This window comes from Spirosoma panaciterrae DSM 21099, from assembly GCF_000374025.1.
Taxonomy (GTDB): Bacteria; Bacteroidota; Bacteroidia; order Cytophagales; family Spirosomataceae; genus Spirosoma; species Spirosoma panaciterrae.
Genome location: NZ_KB893200.1, coordinates 1 through 20,418, shown reverse-complemented (window position 1 = coordinate 20,418; position 20,418 = coordinate 1). Strand labels below are relative to the sequence as shown.

Here is a 20,418-nt window from a genome sequence, read left to right as displayed (position 1 = left end):
TTAAGCCGACAACCTTACGATTATGAAATCAATATCTTTCTATACATTCTTGGGTATGCTGGCCCTCGTTGGCCTGCTCTCCTGCGGCAAAGAGCCCATCGACGAATCGGGTTTGCTGATCACAGGCCGCAATCAGTGTTTCATGACCTTTTTTGACCTGCTCGGGTCCGATCACCGGACGGTACTGGTCAGTGGGCAGACCGTTATCGACACCACGGCGCTGACGGTTACGGCGGTGGCAAAATTTGGCACCAACATACAGCGGGTAAAGCCCTATTGCAGTGTTGTGACCGACGCGATTGTGGAACCCACTATGGGCATCTGGACCGACTATACCCAGCCCCAAAAATATACAGTCGTGTCGGGCAATCGGCAGGTGCGTAAAACCTATACCGTAACCGTTACGGTCCAGAAATAACCCATAACCCTTACGCAGACTATGAAAACGATCACATACTCCGTTTTATCGGTTTTGGGAATCTGGATGCTCACCACGGGTTGCCAGACCAAAGACGTAACCCCCGACTCGCTTCGTAACGATCTACTCAAAAAAACCACTGGTCCAGCCGTTGTGGGCGACCGGATTGAGTTTGCCTATGCGTTGGGCACCACCGAAGGCGACCTCCAGAATGTAAAGGCCGAAGCGACCATCGCAGGGGCTACAGGAACGGGTTTCAGTGGGTATTCCTGGTATACCAACCGCAATACGGGCGTCGATCAGCCGGTTCAGACGGCTACCGATACCGTAACGAACGGGACCGTTTCGAGTGCCAAAATCATTGATGTCGCTACCAACAAGGCCGTTACGCTTCGGTATTATTATTATCCGGGCGAAGACGCCAAAGGCAAAGACGTATCCTTCCGGTTCAGTGGCACCTCCTCGAGCGGGAAGGAAGTTAGCTATCAGTCGCCGACGTACCGCATCAGCCGGATGGATATGAAACGATCCCTGGCTTTGGTCGATGGTGCGAAAGCCTATGTGTCGATTGCCGATATGGCCGTGTATACTAAAGCGGAGGTGGAGCAGAACAATCTGGCCAGCAAAATCGACTTCGTATACATTTATCGGGCTACACTCGGTACGGGCAATTATGCGTTTGGTCATGCGATTGTTGCTCCGTCCAACGTCGATTACCTGAAAGATGTAACCCTCCCAACTGGGCTAGCCAAAACCCGTACGGCCATCGATAAACGGGTGGATGTGAAAGACGCCCAACTCCGGGGTACAACTGGTTTCGACGTGTACATCGACGATCTGGATTTGCAGCAGACCACTTTCCCCAACGCGGCTGATTATGCCTATGGTTTTGCTGCCGACCAGGGTGCGTTTGTCAAAACTGCCGACGGAGCCTACGCGGCCTATGTGTATGTGAATTCGGTCAACAATGGCAGTAAGTCGATGACCATCAGCATAAAGCGCTTAAAATTAAATTAATTGTAGGTTTAGAACGGGCAACTTCCTGAGAGTGCAATCTTTCAGGAAGTTCTGATTTTTCAGCCTTTATACTCACGAAATCTTTTATCCTTTCGACCGTAGGGGAAACCTCAAAGTTCCTAATTGGTAGGATTGAGATTTCCCCTACAGTCGAAAGGACAAAAAATCGATACAGAACAGCCTTCGTTATGAACCGTTCCTCTTTTCTGCTCAGCTGCATCCTCTCTGTTTTGACAGGGATCAATGCCATTGCCCAATCGATTCCGAAGCCTTCTACATTCTTGAATGCCAACCTATTAAAAACGAACAAAGAATTAATTCAGAAAGGTGATCAATCGCTGATCGCTGCCCGGAACAAACTGCTCAAACTGGCCGATCAGGTACTCACCGAGAAAGCACATTCGGTGGTTGAAAAAAGCAAAACGCCCCCTAGTGGCAATAAGCACGACTATATGAGTGTCGGTCCCTATTGGTGGCCCGATTCAACCAAACCCAATGGGTTGCCCTACATTCGAAAGGATGGCCGGATCAACCCCGAACGGTTTGCTATTCAGGATGCCGAGTATTTGAAAGACCTCTGCCGAAACGTAGAGATATTGGCCGCTGCCTATTATTTCTCCGGTAATGAAATCTATGCCGGTCGGGCTGCGGAGTTACTGCGAATCTGGTTTCTGAACCCCGATACCAAAATGAACCCGAACCTGAACTACGGGCAGGCCATTCCGGGCATTACCGAGGGGCGCGGCATTGGCCTGATCGATACGCGGGCACTGGCCAAACTGGCCGATTCAGTTCAGCTACTGAAAGACTCAAAAGCCTGGACATCCGCCGACCATGCCGCGCTGCAAAACTGGTTTCGGCAGTTTCTGGACTGGATGCTGCACAGCCCTATCGGCAAAGACGAAGAAGACGAACACAACAACCACGGCACCTATTATGACGTTCAGACCCTTGCGTTTGCGCTGTTCCTGGACGATAAAAGGCTGGCGAAACAGATCATCGAACAGAAAACGATGAAGCGGATTCAGAGTCAGTTGAAAGCCGATGGCAGTCAACCGCATGAACTGGCTCGAACCCTCTCCTGGGACTACTCGGTCATGAATCTGAAAGGTTTTTTCATTCTCGCTCAATTGGCCGATGCTATTCCTGTCGATCTGTGGCGTTACGAAACACCCGACGGGAAAAGTATCAAAAAAGCCTTTCTGTGGATGCTCCCTTATGCCGAAGGCAAAAAAGCCTGGACATCCCAGCAAATCAAAGCTCTGCATCCCGAAGAATTCCGGCCGCTAATGATTGTGGCATCGGCAGTTTATGCCCCAACTGAACTGCCTCCCCTACCCAGTCAGGTAAACCAGCCCGACGATAGCCTTTTTCTGTTGACGCATTCTCTGTTTTAAAAAGCGGTTCCTACTCGTATGAAACTTTTCCTCACATGGCTCCTCCTGCTGACTGGCACAACCTTTGCACAAAACCAGAATCTGCTGAGTGGCAAATACACGACCGATGATCTCAAAAAAGCCCTGATTCCACAGGCACAATGGGCCCCATTTCCGAAACGGGACAACCGGGCGGGCTGGGCCAAAGCTGATCAGGAAATGCTGAAAGCGTACGTTAAAAAAGCCGAATCGTACCAGACCTACCAGTGGCCGAGTATCCCCGCTACGAAATCTCTACTGATCGAACGAACGGGCAACCGAACCGACTACGAAGCCATCAGCTTTAAAAAGCGCGAAGTGCTGGGCACGCTGCTCTTGGCTGAGATTTACGAAAACAAGGGCCGTTTCATCGATCCGATTGTCGATGGGGTGTGGTCCATATGCGAAGAATCGTTCTGGGGTGCGTCGGCTCATTTACCCAAAGGCAAAGCGTATCTGGGATTGGTCGATGTGTCGCAACCATTTGTCGATCTGTTTGCCGCCGAAACCGCTACCTATCTGGCCTGGGTCGATTATTACCTGGGCGATAAACTGGATGCCGTTTCGCCACAAATTCGCAAACGCATCTACAACGAAACCAACTACCGCGTTTTTCAGCCGCTAATGAATAAGCCCCACGGCTGGATGACCAAAACTTCGGCTGGTCGGCCACCCAACAACTGGAATCCCTGGATTTGCTCCAACTGGCTCAACGCGGTTTTACTCCTCGAAAAAGACGACGATAAGCGAGCCGCATCCGTTGCCAAACTGCTGCACGTGCTCGACGAATTCCTGAATCCGTACCCGCAGGATGGCGGTTGCGATGAAGGACCAAGCTATTGGGGCGCTGCGGCTGCTTCACTTTTCGACAACATCGCCATGCTCAATACAGCCAGCAACGACGCGTTTCAATACGTGTATGCCGATGAGAAGTTTCGAAACATGGGCCGGTTCATCTATCGTGCTCAAATCAGTGAAAAATACTTTCTGAATTTCGCCGATGCCGACCCACAGCCGGGTATGGCCGCTACTATGATTTATCGCTACGGAAAAGCCATCAACGACCCCGATATGATGCGGTTTGGTGCCTATTATCGGCAACCCGAAGATGGCTCCATCGGTCGGTTCCATTTTTTCCGCAACTTCTATTCGCTGTTTATGCAGGATGAGTTTCAGAAAGCAACGAAGGGTCTACCGCTTCCTAAAGATGTCTGGTTGCCCGATCTTCAGGTGTTTGCCGCCCGCGATCAGGCCGGTACGACCAACGGATTTTATGTGGCGGCCAAAGGAGGTCATAACGACGAAAGCCATAACCATAACGACATTGGCAATTATGTGGTCTACTATGATGGTCAACCGCTGTTGATCGATGTAGGCCGGGGAACCTACACGGCTAAAACGTTCAGCAGCAAGCGATACGATATCTGGTACAATTGCTCCGACTACCACAACCTGCCCACCATCAATGGTCAGAATCAGCCACCCGGCATGTCGTTCAGAGCCAGTAATGTGTCGTACAAAACAGATAAGGCCGGTACGCAATTTGGCGTCGATATTTCCAAAGCGTATCCGAAAGAAGCCGGTGTCACTCGCTGGCAGCGGAACATCCGGCTGAATCGGGGTAAGGGCGTTCAGGTAGACGATGAGTTCAGTCTTCAACAGGCAACCCAACTCACCCAGCATCTGATGACCTGCTATCCCGCCGAACCTGGAAAACCTGGCGAACTGATTATCCATTATGCCCCAAAACAGGGGAAAGCGCAGGATTTCGTGGTGAAATACAATCCGAAACAATTGCAGCCATCGGTCGAAAAAGTAAAGCTGGAAGCACCCGAAGATCAGGGTATTATTACGAAATGGGGCGATACTATTTACCGGATTAACTTCACCGCACTCGCCCCCAAAACCTCAGACAAGCTCAATTTTGTGATTGCCCCGAAGTAAAGCCATTCCTTTATCCCAACCCCTAAAGGGGCTTTGACTTGATAATAGTAAAGCTCCTTTAGGGGTTGGGGAAGCCGGATAAACCGTTAGGCGTTCATAGCCGCCAGTGCATCAGCTGGGGATGTACGCGCCAGTTCATACAATTGGGCCGTGCGACCAACGTGAATTTCATACTCGTTATTTTCAAGCGCATGAAGTAAATCGGCCGCTACTACCGACGGGGCAATCCCATTAGTCGCTCCACCAATCTCCTGCGAAAAGTCAGTATCAACAAGTGGTGGCATCAGTTCAAACACTTTAGTAGTCGTACTTCGCTCCAATGTAATCCGCAATGATTGAGTGTAGGAGTGCAAAGCGGCCTTGCTGGCCCCGTAGGTCGCCAATCGATGATTGGGCGCAAAGGCAACAATCGATGATACATTGACAATGGCAGCTTCGTCTTGTTTGTTCAACAAATCAACTAGTTTTTCAGTCAGCCGAATAACCGATAGATAGTTGGTCAGCATTTCTTCACCCGCCTTTTCAAACGCATTGGCCTGAGCAGCTTGTGGATAGTAGAACGCTTTCCCGGCGTTATTGACCAGAATGTTTAGGGTAGGAAACTCCGTGTATAGCTGATCTACCAGGCGGTTCACATCGGCCTCATTCGTTACGTCACTCACAATCGCCGTTACGTTCTGGAGTTGAGCGGCTGCTTTTTTCAGGCGGCTTTCATCGCGGCCGGTAATGATCACATGGTTGCCTTTCTGATCGAACAGTTTGGCGATTTCAAAACCGATACCGGCACTTCCTCCCGTAATCAGGACTGTATTCTGAGTCGTTTTCATGGCTGTTAATTACATTGTCAATTTTCTTTTAAAATACCAATTGGTATTTTTTGGTTCAAAAATTTTTAACTTTTCAATTGATCAACGAGCATCTCTACCGTTTTCAGGACTTTCGCCAGACTGGATGGATTATTGGTTGCTTTCGCAATCATAATCCCCCCTTCGATCAGAGCGATCATCGACAAAGCCATTTGTTCCGGGGTTACATTCGGTCTGAACTCCCCGGCGTCAATGCCACCCCGAATCAGATCGACAAGGCGTTTTTTCCAGGCTTCAATGGCTTTGGCAGCACGGTCTTTGAGCAGGTTATTCGTATCGTCGGCATCGATAGCGGTATTTAAAATCGGGCATCCACCTTCAGGAAAAGGCGTTCCGGAGTACCTATGGTAGATCTGGACGTAAACCATCAGCTTCTTATGAAACGTCGTCTCCTGAGCCAGCCGTTGCTGAACGATCTGATTGATTTTGGACAGGTTATAGTCAAAACAGGCCAGGGCTACTTCTTCTTTACTGCCAAAATTGCCGTAAATACTGCCTTTCGTCAATCCGGTCGCTTCGGTCAGATCCGACAGCGACGTTCCGGCATACCCTTTTGTATTGAAGATACCCGCCGTCGTTTCGACAATAAACTGACGGGTCCGTTCTGATTTCGACAATTCATTTTTCATAGTGTAAATATACCAATTGGTATTTTATTTTCCTACCTTTGCCCAAACTTTATGAGTCAGTTAGGCGCTGTTCTTCTTACAGGACGACTACCGGCAAAGCTGACCGTTATACCTACCATGTTACACCGAGTTGTTATTACCGGAATTGGTGCCTTGACACCTGTGGGCAACGACATTCCAACGTTCTGGGCGAATGTTCTGGCGGGTCGCAGTGGAGCCGCGCCCATTACCCATTTCGACGCTTCGTTGTTCAGAACGCAATTTGCGGCTGAACTTAAAGAATATAATGCCTCCGATTATTTAAATCATGCCGATACCAAACGAACCGACCGATTTACCCAATACGCCTTGATTGCTGCCGACCAGGCCATAAAAGACTCTGGCTTTGCGTTGTCTCAACTGGACCCGTTCGATGTAGGCGTTATTTGGGGAAATGGCCAGGGGGGTATGGATGTGTTTGAAGAACAGGTAACGGAATACGTAAAAGGCAACGGTCAGCCGCGCTTTAGTCCGTTTTTTGTCCCGAAGCTGATTGCCAATATGGCGTCGGGCATGATCTCGATTCGCAATGGCTTCATGGGTATCAATTACACCACCGTTTCGGCCTGTGCTACCTCGAACACGGCCATCATGGATGCCTTCAATTACATCCGGCTGGGCAAAGCGAAAATCATCATAACGGGCGGATCGGAAGCCCCAATTACGCCAGCTTCATTTGGGGGGTTTAGTGCCATCAAAGCTATGTCGACCCGTAACGATGAGCCAGCAACCGCATCCCGCCCGTTTGATGTAGCACGCGACGGCTTTGTGATGGGCGAAGGTGCGGGAGCCCTGGTCCTGGAAGAATACGAGCATGCAGTGAACCGAGGGGCTGTGATCTACGGCGAAGTCACGGGGGCAGCCATGACTGCCGATGCATACCACATGACGGCCACGCACCCTGAAGGGCTGGGAGCCGCTAAAGCCATGCAACTAGCGCTGAACGAAGCGGGTTTGACCATTCAGAATGTGGACTACCTGAATCCGCACGCGACCTCTACGCCCGTCGGCGATTTGTCCGAAATCAAAGCGATTCTTAAACTGGCAGGAACACCACCACCCTCCCTGCACATCAGTGCGACAAAATCCATCACGGGTCATTTGATGGGAGCTGCGGGTGCTATCGAAGCCATTATTTGCCTGTTGTCGATGCGCGACAATGTGATCCCTCCAACCATTAATACAACAGAACTAGATTCGGCCATTCCTAAGGATGTATCTATTGTGCTGGGGGAGGCCCGACCAGCCCGTGTCAACACGACCCTAAGCAATGCCTTTGGTTTTGGTGGGCATAATGCAACGGTTGTCTTTCAGAAGGTATGAGAACGTTTTTCCCAAAACCCCTAAAGGAGACTTTATCCAAGTGCAGGAAAGGCTCCTTTAAGGGCTTTGGGGTTCTGGTGGACTGTTTTGCTGAAAACAGTTCGTCTCTCTGACCAACAGATTGCCGAGTTTGTGTTAACTTTGTGCCCTTTTTCCACAAAAAATGGCACCCATTTCCTGCGGCATAGATTTTGGCACGTCGAACACCAGTGTAGCGATTGCCAGCAACGGTACAATTCAACTAGTCCCCGTCGAGCAAACCCATGTGACCATTCCCAGCGCGTTGTTCTTTCAGCGCGTCGATAACCGACCGTTCTATGGTCGGGCGGCTGTTCGTATGTTTTTCGACCGGGAAGATGGGCGTTTCATGCGGAGTTTGAAGCGGGTGCTGGGTACGTCGCTCATGAAACAGGGAACACTGGTGAACGGTGCTTCCATGAATTTCCCGATCATCATCAGCTCGTTTCTACGGCACATCAAGGCTAAAGCCGATGCGGAAGCGGGTCAGGAAATTGAGCATGTCGTTATGGGCCGCCCGGTTCATTTTGTCGATAACGACCCGGATGCCGATGTCCGCGCTCAGGCCGAATTACAGGCCATTGCCCAGCGAATCGGGTTCAAGCACATCGAATTTCAGTTTGAACCCATTGCGGCCGCTTTTGCTCACGAGGTTCGGATAAAAGGCGAAAAGCTGGCAATCGTGGTCGATCTGGGCGGAGGAACGTCCGATTTTACAGTCATCAAACTATCGGACCAATACATTCATAAGCCCGATCGATCGTCGGATATTCTGGCGAATACAGGAGTCCGTATTGGCGGCAACGACTTCGATAAAGAACTCAGCCTGTCGGCTATTATGCCCGAAATTGGCTATCGTAGCACGTATGGGCCTAAAAATCTGGAAGTGCCGCTAAAACCGTTCTTTGATCTGGCCGAGTGGAGCAAGGTAAACTTTCTGTATACACCCAAAACCATCATGCAGGTTCGGCAACTGCTCCATCAATCGCACGATAAGGCGCGGTATCGTCGGTTGTTGCAGGTACTCGAAGATGAAACCGGCCACTCGCTGCTGGCTACCGCCGAAAGTGCCAAAATTGCCCTATCCAGCGAGCCCGTTCATACGGCCACCTTCGATTTTATTGAAGAAGACTTTTTTATCCCGATCAAACGCGAGCTTTTTGAAGAATCCATTCAGGAGGATGTGGACAAAATAGCCGCTTCGGCCCGGCAGTGTCTTCAGGAAGCCGGTGTTCGAAATGACGCCATCGATTTAGTGATTCTTACGGGCGGGTCCACCGAAGTCCATTCCGTCCAGGTTGCCTTTAAACAATTATTCCCCAACGCGGCCATTGCCGATCAGAACAAACTGTCCAGCGTGGGATTAGGGCTGGCCTACGATAGCCAGTATAAGTTTGGTCAAGCGATATAACCTAACGGTTACTGTTTCAGGATTCGCCTGGCCATTATTTGGCCATTTATCTGAATCTGGAGAATATAGGTTCCGGCTGGGTACATGCTGAGCTGGATTGTCGACGTATCGCTTTGAAACGCCTGTTGTTCCAAAGTTTGCCCGTTCAGATCGGTTAGCCATAAGGAGGCATTGGTTTTTAGGCCCGGATACCGAATACGGGTCGTTACGGCGTTGGTTGCCGGAACCGGATACACCTCAATACGTCCATCCTGTGATGGATCATCGACCCCCAATAGCGGCAGAACTGAGACAACAACACGGTCCGTATTGACACTGCCTTTGCACCCATTCGTAACCGCTGTTAACTGATAGGCCGTTGTTTTTAAAGGCTTTATACTAATCGTATAAGGGCTGGTGGTGGCCTGAACCAGTTGAACGGCGCCTGCTCCGATCGCTGTGCTATCGTGGTATGTAACTTGCCAGGGGGCATCGCCCGTGAGGGTTACCGACAACGAGGCCGACTGCCCTTCCAGAATCGTCTGGCTCCCGGTAAGGGTGGCCGTTGGTGCGGCAAGCACCTTGATCGGTAAGGTTGCTTTAGGGCCTTCGCATCCAAACATGGTCTGGCTTACCAGAAACGTAAAAGAGCCCGCTTTGTCGGTCGAAACCGTAGGTGCGGTTGTCAGTAGATTTCCGTTTTGGTCATACCAGATCAATCCCGTACCCGTTGCTGTAAGCGCTTGTGGCGTTGTAAACTGGCAAACAGCTTTTGAGCTGACCGTTGGTGCCGATGGCAAAGCCTGTATGGTCACAAGCAAGATGGATCGGGTGCTTTCGCAGCCGTCGAGTGTCTGACTGACAAAATAATTCTTCTGACCAGCCTGTGTTGTACTAACCGTCGGTGCAATTGATGAACCTGTTCCTCCTCCCGAACTATCGTACCATAACAGGTTATAGCCACTGGCCTGGAGTGCAGGTGCCGCTGCATTCTGACAAACCAGAATCGACTTTACAGTTGGGCCAGGAGGCACCTGCTTTACGGCAATGGGCAGGGCTTCACTTTCGGCATAGGGTGAGCTACTCACAACTTTCACCTTAAAACTACCAACCACAGGCCCATCCACCACTACAGCACCCGATATAGCGGTCAGGCTCGTTCCCTGCTCAACGGCAATACTCCTTCCACGCGCAAAGTTTCCCGTTATATCCGATAGCAGCAGGGAGAATTTGTTATCGGCATGAAGAGTGCCATAGGTAGTAAAGGGAACCGTAATCACTTCGCCTGAGCAAAAGCCGGTTTCAGGAACGCTGCCTAATCGGATAGCAACCGCATCGACATCCGCCGTAAAAATAAACGCTGGCGCATACGCGGTATTGGGCCCACCCTTGAAGTATAAATTCTGCACGTCGTAGATCGGCATCCATTTGTATTGCACATTGGAGCCATAAGTGACCTTGATCAGAAAATTTCCATAACGCATGGTCCAGGGGAAGCCACTCGACGAAGGGCGAAAGGGATTCGTCGGGAAGGTATAGTTGCCCGTCCCATCCGTCGTTACGGTCACGACCGGGGTAGCGGTCACAGTAGCGGAGTACCAATCGACTGGATATACCTCGATCGTTGCGTTGCTCAAAGGAATACCCTGCTGATTGGTTACGTTTATACCAATGGTATTGGGGAAGGGCCGGATGACCCATTGATCTCCTTCCAGCGGTCTGTCGGCCGTTGAGTTCAGCAGATTCGTGGTGTGCTCATCCCAGGTAATGTTGCCATAGGGGTAGTTCATAATTGAACTGACTGGCTCAAACGATTGGCCGTTCACCGGATTCTTCGTCCCATCTACCTGTAGCGCGTAGATATCGATAGCCCCCCGGGCATGGCCAAACTCATGCGTCAATCCATCCGTAGCATAAGACGCAAATGGCCCATCCCATTCGTTCCACCCCCAACTGTGGTAAATCGTTTGCGTACCTCCATACCAGCCTCCGCCAACGGTGGGTGTCGTAAATTTACCATCAACAACTACACAATACTGAAACCTTGGGTGGCTACGAAACACTTCATTTTGAGCGGGGCCATCAAACACGTACACCGAATCAACATGGAAGTTATATAGTCCATTAAAGCTAGGGGAGCTGTTGAAATTGGCATTGACGGTTGCCATCTGAGCCGCCACAATGTCGTTGATCGACTTAGCATACGTTTTCTGAAAGTAGTCTGCCGTTTGCTTTTCAACCGCAACAACCACACTAAACGCCCAGGTTGGCTTTGCCAAAGCAGACCCGATGGAATAGCCTACCAACAGACATATCAGCGTGTTGATCAGACGAAAGCGAATGCGGCCCGATACGTGCATAAAACGTAGTAACTTGAAGAAATTTGTCGTGAATGGCTCCATACGCTGATGACTGCGAACGAAATTAAGATCAAGCCAGGCAATAGTCAGAACCGCAACCATCCAGACGACCTACATTACCTGACTCAGCGACTCAAAGATGGCAGAGGCCACCGTATGCCTTTATGATAGCGATCAACCAATGAATTGATTATCATCAGAGTATAATCCGCAATCTGTTCAGCAGCGTCGTCTGATTACCTTTCGCAGAGCCATCAGCCCGTCACCGTCAAAATTACCCAATCAGTATGAGTAGGTTAGGCTCATTCACGATTTTTCCTCCAAAGAGCCCCCCATGACTACTCTCAACCCGCTACGGCGTTCTTTTTTTACCGTTTGCTTTTCCGTCGCTACGGTACTGAGTGCGCCCGTTTACGCTCGTCTTGTCCGTATCGAGATCACAAGTCGCCAAACGCCAACGTTCGACGGAAACGTGTTTGGCAAGGTAGGAGCCTATGAAAAATTACGCGGAAAAGCCTATGGCGAACTTGACCCAGACAGTCCGCAAAATACACTGATTACTGATCTCAAACTAGCTCCCCGCAACGCCAGAGGGATGGTCGAGTATGCCATGGATATCTATATCCTGAAACCGATTGATCTGACCAAAGGTGCGCACAAGCTCTTTCTGGAAGTCAATAACCGGGGGGGGAAATTAGTTGGCGGTTTTAATAAAAGTAGTGGCGGCAATGACCCAACCACGGCCGCTGATGCAGGTGAAGGCTTCCTGATGAATCGCGGCTATACGCTCGTCTGGAACGGTTGGGACCCCTCGGCAGCGCCCGTCAATAACAATCTGACCATCACTGTCCCTGTCGCTACCCAGGCCGATGGCTCCCCTATTACCGGGCCTTCGTACGAATACATCGTGTACGACAACGCAACCGCTAAAGGGTATACGCTGGCGTATCCGACAGCCACACTGAATAAAAACCAGGCTACGCTTACCGTCCGACCGCATCTGTCCGACTCGCCAACGGTGGTGCCGACTGATGGCTGGGAATTTGTCGACGACCGAACCATCCGGCTTTTACCCGCTGGAACTCCCTTTCAGCAAAGTGCGATTTATGAATTCAGCTATACGGCCCGCAATCCGGTAGTAGCAGGTATTGGATTTGCCGCTACCCGTGATTTTGTATCGTTTTTACGCTATGCCACGACCGATGATGCCGGAAACCCCAACCCGCTGGCCAACGACGTACAGTTTACCTATTCGTTTGCCATTTCGCAGCCTGCCCGCTACCTGAACGATTTTCAAACCCTCGGTTTCAATGCCGATGAACAAGGGCGACGAGTGCTGGACGGTATCGAGAACTGGCTGGGGGGCGGCAGTGGCATTGGTCTGAATATTCGATTTGCGCAGCCCTCCCGAACCGAACGAAATCGGCAAAACCACCTGTATCCCGAAGCCCTTTTCCCCTTTGCCTACCCCGTACTGACCGATCCGTTTACGGGTAAAACGGCTGGCCGACTTGGTGCCTGCCAAACCAGCAACACCTGCCCTAAAGTCTTTGAAGTCAACTCGGCCAATGAATATTGGGTGAAAGCCGCTTCGCTCCTGCATACCGATCCCAAAGGCAACGATTTACCCGACCCCGACAATGTCCGCTTCTTTCTGGTATCGGGCGCGCAACATGGGGCCGGAAACGGGGCTTCACGGGGGCTATGTCAGCAATTTCAGAATCCGACCAATGCCGAACCTCTGTTGCGGGCCTTATTCGTCGCCCTCGACGACTGGGTTACGAAAGGCATTGTTCCCCCTTCAAGTGCTGTACCAAGGCAATCGACCGGAACGGCAGCCGTAGCCCTCCCGCAACCCGGCTCCCAAACGGGCCTGATTCCCCAGGCTACGCTAGGGTGGCCGACCATTCCTGGCGTTACGTATACAGGGCTGATTACTACCCGGTATCAACTCGACTTTGGCCGGTCGACGGAGCAGGGGATTCTCGCCATCAACCCTCCCAAAGTAGACGGCCGACCTGTGTATACCAGTTTTGTGTCGAAAGTCGATGCAGACGGAAACGAGATTGCAGGTGTACGTTTACCACCCGTGGCTGTTCCGATCGCCACTACCACGGGTTGGGCGCTCCGTCGTGCCGAATACGGAGAAAACGAAGGGTGTGAGGGTGCCGGACAACAGATCCTGTTCAAGGCAACGAAAGCCGAACGGCTAGCCGCCAGCGACCCACGCCTTTCGCTGGAAGAACGATACCCGTCGCATAAAGGCTATGTAGAGGCCGTAAAAGCTTCGGCCCAGCGCTTGCAGCAACAACGCCTGCTCTTACCTGAAGACGTTCAGCAGTACATCCGTGATGCCGAAGCCAGTACGGTGCTGAAGTAAGCATCCATCAGGCTTCTATGGGTGATTTTCGGTACTCCGAGGGTGTTTTCTTCGTATGCTGTTTAAAGAAGGTAGTGAAATAAGCGGCTGAGCTAAATCCCGTTTCCGTGGCAATTTCTGTCATGGATTTGTTGGTTTCCCGCAACAAGAATTTAGCCCGCTTCAGCCGAATATCGTTGATGTAGTCGATCACGTTTCTATCCAGTTGTGCCTGCACTTTCCGGTATAGCTGCACCCGAGAGATTCCCATTTCACGGCTTAATTTCTCAACGCCAAAGCTCGAATCACTTAGATTATGCTCGATGAGCCGGGTCAATTCATTCAGGAATTTCTTTTCTTCCCGACTGCCTCCCGACTGGGAAACAAAATCAGAGGCAAACCGCTGCTGGCCTTTTTGCCGATTGGCCAGTAACGTACGAATGGTTTCGACCAGGTAGATGGCATTGAAGGGCTTGGTCAGATACATATCGGCCCCCGCCCGAACGCCATCGATCTGATGCTCCATCTGTCTATTTGCCGTCAGCAGAATAACCGGGATATGGGCAGTTCGCATATCCGCTTTGACTCGCTGCGTCAGTTGCAGACCATCCATACCCGATAGCATGACATCGCTGATGATCAGGTCTGGAATCACCTCCAGCGTCCGTTCCCAGCCTTGCTCGGCGGTAGGTTCGGCAATAACCTCGAACTCGCCCCCCAGCCGCATTGTCAAAAACGTTCGAAGATCATCGTTATCTTCGATCACCAGCAGGGTGCCTGCTCGTTTCGACAAGGGAAGAGAAGCAGGTTGCAATGACGCATCAGCATCTTCATCAATCGGCAAACGGGGCAATGTGCGCTGGCTACTCGCGGGTACGATCTCATCGGACTTAAGATGACTGTTGCCCAGCGGTAGCAAAATCGTGAATGTCGTTCCTTCGCCCTGCGTCGATTGTACACTGATGTCGCCCCGATGCAATTGAATAAACTCCATCGACAAGGCTAATCCAATCCCTTTCGCAAGGTTAAATGGCTGGCTGCCACTATAGAACAGATCAAAGGCATGGTCGCGCTCATCGGACGACATTCCCTGGCCATTATCCGCTACCTGAATACGTATCTGATCGGCTAATAACTCCATCCGAACATGAATCAACCCTCCTCTGGGGGTGTATTTGAAGGCGTTCGAAAGGAGATTGAACAGCACTTTATCGAGTTTTTCGGCATCGAACCAAAGCAGTAACCTATTCAGGGGGGTTATCAGTTGCAGGTCGATCCGCTGCTTCTCGGCCTTCCGCCGAAAGTCGAATACAATCTCGCGTACAAACGCAACCAGGTCCTGCTCACTGGCTCTCAGGTGCTGTTTCCCCACATCCGACTTACGCAAATCGAGCATCTGATCGACCAGCCGGAGCAACCTATACGCATTTTTCTGCACCAGCGCCAGGCCATTTTTCAGCTCATGAGGAGCTATACTTTTCTTACCCAGCAAATCTTCCGTTGGTGTCAGTATCAGGCTCAGTGGCGTATTGAACTCATGGGAGATGTACGAATAAAACCGCAGTTTTTCTTCAGTAGCCACCCGGGCCTGTTGCGACACCCGCTCGATTTCGTCTTTCTGATCCAGTATCTCCTGATTCTGTTTTTCCAGTGTCTGATACGCGATCTGCTTGGATCGGTACAAATACAACGCCCAGCCCCCCAGCAACAGCGCAATCAGCAAAGTAGCCAGAATCAGGTACAACGTATTCCGCTGTGAGGTATAGGTTTGGGTAAGAGCCTCTATCCGATGACTTTGCCGTTCAATGTCCGACTGTTGCGCCAGCAACTTATCGCTCTGCACTTTCAAGGCGTATACATTCGACGCATCGACCTGAATCGAGTTTAAGATCTGTTCCCGATTAACGGACTTGCCTTCCAGAATCCGAACGGCCGTTTTTATGGCCTCTTCGCCACCTGTCGGATAGAGAAAGCTCGCTTTCAGAACCCCATTTGTCACGGCCTGCATTCCGGCACTGGGCCCCGGTAACGCATCGATTCCTACGAAGTTGATCTGTTTTTCCAGCCCGGCCTTTCGGTATACTTCGTAAGCGCCCATAGCCATCACATCATTATGGGCAAAAAGCAGGTCGATATTTTTCAATCCATCCAGTTCCGAGGCTATCACCCGCCGAACGGTATCGCGCTCCCATTGCCCATTCAGCTCTTTGACCACCTCAATGGCCGGGTATTTCTGCAAAATCTCCTGCAACCCCTTATGCCGCTCCTGGGCGGGCGACGAACTGGGTAAGCCCCACACCTCAACGATACGCCCCCGGCCTTTCAACTGATTGGCAATGAACGTTCCGGCCATCCGACCCAGTTGCAGATTATCGCCCCCGATGTAGGCATTGTACGACTCGGAGTCGATCTTACGATCCAGCAGAATAACGGGAATACCCTGCCTGAAAACCGATTCGATAACCCTGGCAAAGGGCTTACTTTCGTTAGGAGAGATAATGAGCAGGTCGATTCCCCGCTCTACCAGCGATTGTACCTGACTGATTTGCCGACTGGTACTATTGCCCGCGTCTTCGTAGAGAAGCGTATAGTTCGGATGAAACCCCAGTTCCCGCTTCACATCGGTTAGCATGGTTTTCCGCCACTCATCGCCCCCGGTACACTGCGAAAAGCCAATGCGGTAGGTACGCGTCTCGGGTTTCGACTGGCACCCGCTCACGAAGAGCCCAACGATCACCAGCAGCCAGCTACTCAATAGCCCCACAGCTACACGCTTGCTCGTAGCCGACGTGCAGCACCTGGCAGACCACCCGGCAGAATCATGCATAAGAGAAAGCATATGGTACTGACCAAATATAATGTATAAGAAATTGAATGCAAAAGACGAAACGAACTTACGGCCTATAGCCCCAGGTGTTACGTGTCTTGTAGTCGGAAGCTCCCCGACATTAAAAATTTTTAATGCTAAGGCTTTTATTTATTGTACTTTTGAAAGCAGCCTTTTTTTGAGTTGAATGGATAACCCAACCCCGCAAACTACCCGTTTAGGTTTGATTCAAACTGAAAAATTCAGCAGTTAAACCCTTGACGATAAGCAAAATAACTTTACACATTTATGCAACAAAAGATTCGCCGGGAAGACGCCCTCGCCTATCATGCCAAAGGCCGTCCGGGTAAGCTTGAAGTGATTCCGACTAAAGAGTATAGCACCCAGACCGATTTGTCGCTAGCCTACTCACCCGGAGTAGCCGAGCCCTGTCTGGCCATCGCCGAAAACCGCGAAGACGTTTATAAATACACCGCCAAAGGCAATCTGGTGGCCGTTATCAGCAACGGAACCGCCGTTCTTGGTCTGGGCGACATTGGCCCCGAAGCCAGCAAACCCGTTATGGAAGGCAAGGGGCTACTGTTTAAAATTTATGCCGACATCGATGTGTTCGATATTGAACTCGACACTAAAAACGTCGATGAGTTTGTGCGGATGGTCAAAATTCTGGAACCGACCTTTGGCGGGGTCAATCTAGAAGACATCAAAGCACCCGAATGTTTTGCCATCGAAGAGCGGCTCAAAGCCGAACTAAACATTCCGATCATGCACGACGACCAGCACGGAACAGCCATTATCTCGGCGGCTGCCCTGCTGAATGCGCTCGAACTGGTTGGCAAACGAATTGACGAGGCTAAAATTCTGGTCAATGGGGCCGGGGCTTCAGCTATCTCCTGTACCAAACTGTACATAGCACTCGGTGCCAACGTCGAAAATGTGGTTATGTGCGACAGCAAAGGGGTTATCCGGGCCGACCGTACTGACCTCGATGAGCGTAAACGGTTATTTGCTACCACCCGCAACCTGCACACCCTCGAGGAAGCCTTTGTCGGAGCCGACGTATTTATTGGGTTATCGAAAGGGAACACCGTCAGTCAGGATATGGTATGCTCGATGGCGGCTGACCCTATTGTGTTTGCGATGGCTAACCCAACACCCGAAATCAGCTATGAAGACGCGCTCGCTGCCCGGCCCGATGTGATTATGGCAACGGGCCGTTCGGACTATCCCAATCAGGTCAACAACGTGCTTGGGTTCCCCTACATTTTCCGGGGGGCGCTCGATGTGCGGGCTACCGAAATCAACGAAGCCATGAAGCTGGCGGCCGTTCATGCCCTGGCCGATATGGCGAAAAAGCCCGTTCCTGACCTGGTCAACATGGCCTACGGAACTGACAACCTGATGTTTGGCCGAGGCTATATCATTCCTAAGCCGGTTGATCCCCGACTACTCGAAACCGTGGCACCAGCCGTGGCTAAAGCGGCTATGGAATCGGGAGTGGCCAAACAACCCATTACTGATTGGGAAGCGTATGGGAGTCAGCTTGCCCGGCGGCTGGGTCAGGATACACGCATTTCGCGGGTGATCAACAATAAAGCCCGCACTAATCCCAAGCGAGTCGTTTTTGCCGATGCCGAAAACCTGAGAGTGCTAAAAGCGGCTCAGCAAGTGAAAGATGGTGGTATTGCACACCCTATTTTACTGGGCGAAAAAGCGGTTATTGAGGAGATGATCGCACAAAACCACCTGGACCTGAGCGATGTGCCGATCATTACTCCTCGTAAGGAGCAGGAACTGGTCGAACAATTTGGCGAACTGCTTTATAAAAAACGGCACCGGAAAGGCCTTACAGCCGTCGATGCGCGAAAACGGATGCTATCCCGCACGCATTTTGGAGCCATGATGGTTGAAACGGGGCAAGCCGACGCGCTCATTTCGGGGCTTACGCACAACTACCCCGATACCATTCGCCCGGCGCTACAAGTGATTGGCAAAGAACCGGGGGTTCGAAAAGTAGCGGGTATGTACATTCTGCTTACGAACCGGGGGCCGCTGTTTTTCTCCGATACGACGGTCAACATGAATCCTACTGCCGAAGAAATCGTAGAAATTACGGAACTAACCGCGCGGGCCGTGGAACGATTCAATATTAAACCCCGCATTGCGCTGGTCACGTATGCCAACTTCGGCAGTGCCAAGGGTGAAGATGCCGATAAAATGCAACTGGCCGCCGATCTGCTGCATCGCAAACACCCCGATATGGTTGTGGATGGCGCTATGCAGGCGCACCTGGCTTTCAACGTCGACCTGCTCCGACAAAATTACCCACTCAGCAAGCTGGTTGACGAAGGCGCCAACACCCTGATTTTCCCCAATTTATCGGCCGCCAACATTGCTTACAACCTAATGCGCGAAGCAGCAGGCCCAAGATCAGTTGGTTTCGATGCCATCGGCCCCATCCTGCTCGGAATGCGCAAACCCGTGTATGTACTGCAACTGGGTTCGTCGGAGCGGGAAATTGCCAATATGGTTGCCATTGCGGTAGTCGAAGCGCAGAGTGTCAGTTGACGTTCCCATATACCGTAAGCCCTCCCGAAATGAACTGATCGTTCGGGAGGGTGTGCGAATTTAATGCACTGTAAATTAAGTTTCTTTATATTTTAGGTTTACTGGGTTGACCTTCACATACTGCCGGTTCAAGGTATCCCTGGCTTTGTCGACAGTGAACTGCCAGGTAATCTTAACCTGCTTCTGATTGCGTTCCTCCGACCAAATCAACACGTGCTTTTCTAACTCGTCCTGAGTGGGTATCCGTCGATTCAAACACTGACGGGACAAAGCCGAAAACTCCACCTCAATCATGTTCAACCACGAACCGCACTTGGGGGTATAATAAAGCTCAAAACGAGTCGCCAGTTTGGCTGCTTCCCCAGCCGATAGACACTCATAAAAGGCGTTGGGCGTGTGCGTGTTCAAGTTGTCCTGCACCAGCCTGATTTTGACCGCATCAGGGTAAGCCGCTGCTACTTCCTGCATGAATGCGGTGTATTCTTTTTTTGTCCGCTGCCTATAGACCTTCATCAGTCGCTTACCCGACAAGGGTTCTATCGCCCCCATCACCACACAGGACCCATGCTTACTATAGGCATAGTGCTGTTTGGCTACCTGATCCGGGCTACAAGCAAGCCCCTCGACCACTTCGCCAATCAAAAAGCACGGGCGTTCATCGAAGCAGACTACTGGAAAGGCCCCATCGTACACCAGCGCATATAAGAGCAGCAAGGTCTCCAGTCGGAACACGTACTCACTGTTGATCTGGCCAATACACCATTGCCGTTTTAGATGGGGCTGTAACTCGTTTTTTTCAGAATCGTTCCAGCCTGGGTATGAGACAGATGCTCACAATACCCTAACTCAACGACTCGATTGGCCAACAGCCGTAGCGACCATTGGCTATGCCCATCCGGTGATTCACTACAAGCCAGAGCCGTTATTTTAGCCCGACTCTGGCCACTGATTTCCATAGGTCGACCACTGCGGGGGGCATCCTTGAGGAAGGCTAGTTGGTTTGTTTGGTACTTGCTAGCCCAAGCCGAAACCGTGTTGTAGGTGCTATCTATGGTCTTAGCGACGGCTTGAAAGGTTTTACCTTCGTGGAGTTCCAGCAAGGCTGTAGCTCGTTTGAATGTTTTAGCAGGCAAACTACCTTTGCTTAGGAGTTGGCGCAGGTGATTCCGATGCTCCTCGCTCAGGGTTACGTGTTGCTTTTTCATGGCCCTAAAATATAAAGAAACTTAATTTACAGTGCATTTA

General features: G+C 51.1%; 14 protein-coding genes. 8 read left to right on the top strand and 6 right to left on the bottom strand.

The window, feature by feature from the left end; translation table 11 throughout:
- The first annotated feature begins 22 nt into the window (after positions 1-22).
- From B153_RS0123795 to B153_RS0123780, 4 genes are all read left to right on the top strand, one after another.
- Positions 23-418 (top strand): DUF5018 domain-containing protein, encoded by a 396-nt coding sequence (locus B153_RS0123795; protein ID WP_026262399.1) that lies wholly within the window; start codon positions 23-25, stop codon positions 416-418.
- A gap of 21 nt (positions 419-439) precedes the next feature.
- The gene (locus B153_RS0123790; RefSeq protein ID WP_020599255.1) at positions 440-1,435 is read left to right on the top strand and encodes a DUF4466 family protein; all 996 of its coding nucleotides are present in this window, start codon (positions 440-442) and stop codon (positions 1,433-1,435) included.
- A 188-nt stretch (positions 1,436-1,623) separates the two neighbouring features.
- Positions 1,624-2,832 (top strand): alginate lyase family protein, encoded by a 1,209-nt coding sequence (locus B153_RS0123785; RefSeq protein ID WP_020599254.1) that lies wholly within the window; start codon positions 1,624-1,626, stop codon positions 2,830-2,832.
- A gap of 18 nt (positions 2,833-2,850) precedes the next feature.
- Positions 2,851-4,794 (top strand): heparinase II/III domain-containing protein, encoded by a 1,944-nt coding sequence (locus B153_RS0123780; RefSeq protein ID WP_020599253.1) that lies wholly within the window; start codon positions 2,851-2,853, stop codon positions 4,792-4,794.
- An 86-nt stretch (positions 4,795-4,880) separates the two neighbouring features.
- On the opposite strand, the gene B153_RS0123775 is transcribed toward B153_RS0123780, so the two are convergent.
- Both B153_RS0123775 and B153_RS0123770 read right to left on the bottom strand, forming a co-directional pair.
- The gene (locus B153_RS0123775) at positions 4,881-5,621 is read right to left on the bottom strand and encodes an SDR family oxidoreductase (protein WP_020599252.1); all 741 of its coding nucleotides are present in this window, start codon (positions 5,619-5,621) and stop codon (positions 4,881-4,883) included.
- A gap of 65 nt (positions 5,622-5,686) precedes the next feature.
- Positions 5,687-6,289 (bottom strand): TetR/AcrR family transcriptional regulator, encoded by a 603-nt coding sequence (locus tag B153_RS0123770; RefSeq protein WP_020599251.1) that lies wholly within the window; start codon positions 6,287-6,289, stop codon positions 5,687-5,689.
- Positions 6,290-6,406: 117 nt separating this feature from the next.
- Here B153_RS0123770 and fabF point away from each other — a divergent pair, with 117 nt between their 5' ends.
- Together fabF and B153_RS0123760 are read left to right on the top strand one after the other, a co-directional pair.
- Positions 6,407-7,651 (top strand): beta-ketoacyl-ACP synthase II, encoded by a 1,245-nt coding sequence (gene fabF / locus B153_RS0123765; protein ID WP_026262398.1) that lies wholly within the window; start codon positions 6,407-6,409, stop codon positions 7,649-7,651.
- A 163-nt stretch (positions 7,652-7,814) separates the two neighbouring features.
- Positions 7,815-9,080 (top strand): Hsp70 family protein, encoded by a 1,266-nt coding sequence (locus B153_RS0123760; protein ID WP_020599249.1) that lies wholly within the window; start codon positions 7,815-7,817, stop codon positions 9,078-9,080.
- An 8-nt stretch (positions 9,081-9,088) separates the two neighbouring features.
- Here the strand turns inward: B153_RS0123760 and B153_RS36870 are convergent, their stop codons facing one another.
- Complete coding sequence (locus B153_RS36870; RefSeq protein WP_157634806.1) at positions 9,089-11,461, bottom strand: T9SS type A sorting domain-containing protein; 2,373 nt, start codon at positions 11,459-11,461, stop codon at positions 9,089-9,091.
- A gap of 292 nt (positions 11,462-11,753) precedes the next feature.
- On the opposite strand from B153_RS36870, the gene B153_RS0123750 reads away from it, so the two are divergent.
- Positions 11,754-13,799: an alpha/beta hydrolase domain-containing protein gene (locus B153_RS0123750; protein WP_020599247.1), complete on the top strand. Its 2,046-nt coding sequence runs from the start codon at positions 11,754-11,756 to the stop codon at positions 13,797-13,799.
- A gap of 7 nt (positions 13,800-13,806) precedes the next feature.
- On the opposite strand, the gene B153_RS0123745 is transcribed toward B153_RS0123750, so the two are convergent.
- A complete protein-coding gene (locus tag B153_RS0123745; protein WP_020599246.1) occupies positions 13,807-16,605 on the bottom strand; it encodes a substrate-binding domain-containing protein in 2,799 nt (932 codons plus the stop codon).
- 288 nt (positions 16,606-16,893) lie between these two features.
- On the opposite strand from B153_RS0123745, the gene B153_RS0123740 reads away from it, so the two are divergent.
- Positions 16,894-19,173 (top strand): NADP-dependent malic enzyme, encoded by a 2,280-nt coding sequence (locus tag B153_RS0123740; RefSeq protein WP_020599245.1) that lies wholly within the window; start codon positions 16,894-16,896, stop codon positions 19,171-19,173.
- Between the two features lie 75 nt (positions 19,174-19,248).
- Here B153_RS0123740 and B153_RS0123735 read toward each other — a convergent pair whose 3' ends face one another.
- Both B153_RS0123735 and B153_RS0123730 read right to left on the bottom strand, forming a co-directional pair.
- Positions 19,249-19,920 carry an IS630 family transposase gene (locus B153_RS0123735; protein WP_026262283.1) on the bottom strand — a complete coding sequence of 224 codons (672 nt, stop codon included), beginning with the start codon at positions 19,918-19,920 and terminating at the stop codon, positions 19,249-19,251.
- A 23-nt stretch (positions 19,921-19,943) separates the two neighbouring features.
- Positions 19,944-20,378: a helix-turn-helix domain-containing protein gene (locus B153_RS0123730; protein WP_020598441.1), complete on the bottom strand. Its 435-nt coding sequence runs from the start codon at positions 20,376-20,378 to the stop codon at positions 19,944-19,946.
- Positions 20,379-20,418: the final 40 nt, after the last annotated feature.